We start from the raw sequence: 2,120 nt of genomic DNA, 5'->3' as shown, positions 1-2,120 counted from the left end.
CGTAAGCGCTCCACAAACCCCATCTTATGCAGCTGAATAACGTCCGTCAGACTGGTGTCACCCAATCCTAAGGAGGACACCATGAACGAGCTGACTTCGACGCAGGCCTACTGGCTGGGCCATCTGTTCCATGCTTCCTCTCGGCAACTGTCGCTGAGCGAGTACGCTGAGGAGCAAGGGCTGGATCTATCGTCACTGCTGGCGTGGGAACAGCGCCTGGTGGTGCAGAGGGTGCCGGTGCCACCGCGTCATCGGCCGCTGCGCTTCGTTGCTGTGGAGGTGGCCCGATGATCCGGCCGGATACCCGACTGCGGGTCTATCTGTGCCGCGAGCCCGTCGATATGCGCAAGCAGATCGACGGACTAGCCCTGCTGGTGCAGGAGGCCATGGAGCTCAATCCCTTCGAGGAGGCGGTGTTCGTGTTCGGTAACCGCCAGCGCGACAAGGTGAAGCTGTTGTTCTGGGAACGTAACGGCTTCGTGGTCTGGTACAAGCGCCTGGAGCGGGAACGTTTCAAGTGGCCCGACCGTCTGGAAGGCGACACGATATCCCTGTCGGGCCAAGAGCTCAATTGGCTCCTGGATGGCTATGACCTCAGTGCCATGCAGCCCCACAAGGCCTTGGATTTTCAGGCAGTTGGCTGATTTTTTGCTGCCTTCAGCAGCGCTGTTTGGTAAAATACCGGCATGACGTTAACGGCCTCTACCTCCTCCACCTCCGTCTCCCAGCTGCAGCGCCAAGTGCGTGCTCAGCAGGAGGAGATCGCACGTCTGCATCAGTTGATGGAGACAAAAGAAGCCGAGTGGGAAGCCGCCAAAGCCGCGTTGTTCGAGCAGTTCCGCCTGGCCATCGAGCGTCAGTTCGGCCCCTCCACCGAAAAATACCGTGTCGCGCAGGGTGACCTCCTCATCAACGAGGCTGAAGTGGCAGTCGATGAGGAAGAGACCAGCATCCAGGATGACACGGCTGACGACGAGGTTGATGCGCCGGCCGAGCCCTCTCAGCCGGCCAAGCGCCGCACCCGTGGTGGTCGGGTCGCCCTGCCTCCTGAGTTACCGCGAGTCGAGGTCGTTCACGACCTACCTGACGAGGCGCGTCACTGTGGCCACGACGGCACCGAGCTCAAGGAGATCGGCAAGGAGATCAGTGAGGAACTCCACATCGTGCCGGCGCGGGTCGAGGTGATTCGCCATGTGCGCGTCAAGTACGGCTGCCCGGCCTGCGAGGAGGGCGTGCAGATCGCCCCGGCGCCGGCCAAACTGCTGCCGAAGAGTAACGCCAGCCCGACGCTGCTCGCCTATGTGGCCACCGCCAAGTACCAGGACGCCTTGCCGCTCTATCGGCAGAGTCAGATTTTTGCTCGGCACGGTGCCGAGATCCCGCGCAACACCCTGGCCCGCTGGATGGTCCAGACCGGGGAACGCCTGACACCCTTGATCGAGGTGCTGCGCCGACACCTGCTGCAGAGTCCGCTGATCCACATGGATGAGACCACGCTGCAGGTCAACGCTGAAGCCGATCGCTCGGCGAGCTCAACGTCGTACATGTGGCTGCAACGAGGCGGCCCACCGGGCCAACACGTGGTGCTGTTCGACTATGATGCCAGCCGTGCTGGCCGGGTACCCGTGCGCCTGCTGGGTGACTATGCCGGACGCCTGGTCACCGATGGCTACGAGGGCTATGCCGAGGTGGTGCGACAGAACGGCATCACCCATGCCGGCTGCTGGGCGCACGCGCGGCGCAAGTTCGTCGAGGCCCAGAAGGTGCAGCCCAAGGGCAAGACCGGCAAGGCCGCCTGGGCGCTCAACCAGATCCGCAAGCTCTACGCCGTAGAGCAACAGGCCAAGGGACTGGAGCCCGAGGCGCGCCAGGCGTTGCGCGAGCAGAAGAGCCGCTCGCTGATCACTCAATTACGCACCTGGCTCGACACGTCGCTGACGCAAGTGCTGCCAAAGAGTGCCCTGGGCAAGGCGCTGCACTACCTGGATGGCCAGTGGCAACGCCTGACCCGCTTCCTCGATGACGGGCTGATCCCACTGGACAACAACGCAGCGGAAAATGCGATTCGACCCTTTGTCATCGGTCGAAAGAACTGGCTCTTCAGTCAAACGCCGAGCGGT

General features: G+C 62.7%; 3 protein-coding genes. All 3 read left to right on the top strand.

The features are described 5' to 3' along the window. Window positions 1-81: 81 nt before the first annotated feature. On the top strand, window positions 82-291 hold the full coding sequence (locus OP498_RS18280; protein ID WP_280554785.1) for a hypothetical protein: 210 nt from the start codon (window positions 82-84) through the stop codon (window positions 289-291). Further along, a complete protein-coding gene (gene tnpB / locus OP498_RS18275; RefSeq protein WP_280554784.1) occupies window positions 288-644 on the top strand; it encodes an IS66 family insertion sequence element accessory protein TnpB in 357 nt (118 codons plus the stop codon). The genes OP498_RS18280 and tnpB overlap by 4 nt, the downstream gene beginning before the upstream one ends. A 42-nt stretch (window positions 645-686) precedes the next feature. Beyond that, window positions 687-2,120 (top strand): IS66 family transposase (locus tag OP498_RS18270; protein WP_280554781.1); only part of this gene is annotated, 1,434 nt, incomplete at its 3' end.

This window comes from Halomonas sp. 25-S5, assembly GCF_029889845.1.
In the GTDB taxonomy this organism is placed as follows: domain Bacteria; phylum Pseudomonadota; class Gammaproteobacteria; order Pseudomonadales; family Halomonadaceae; genus Halomonas.
Note: the sequence above shows the minus strand (reverse complement) of the source record. Positions and strands in the feature narration are given on the sequence as shown.

Coding starts and splice junctions, on each gene's coding strand:
- OP498_RS18280 (WP_280554785.1), top strand. CDS start 82: ATGAACGAGCTGACTTCGACGCAGGCCTACTGGCTGGGCCATCTGTTC.
- tnpB (WP_280554784.1), top strand. CDS start 288: ATGATCCGGCCGGATACCCGACTGCGGGTCTATCTGTGCCGCGAGCCC.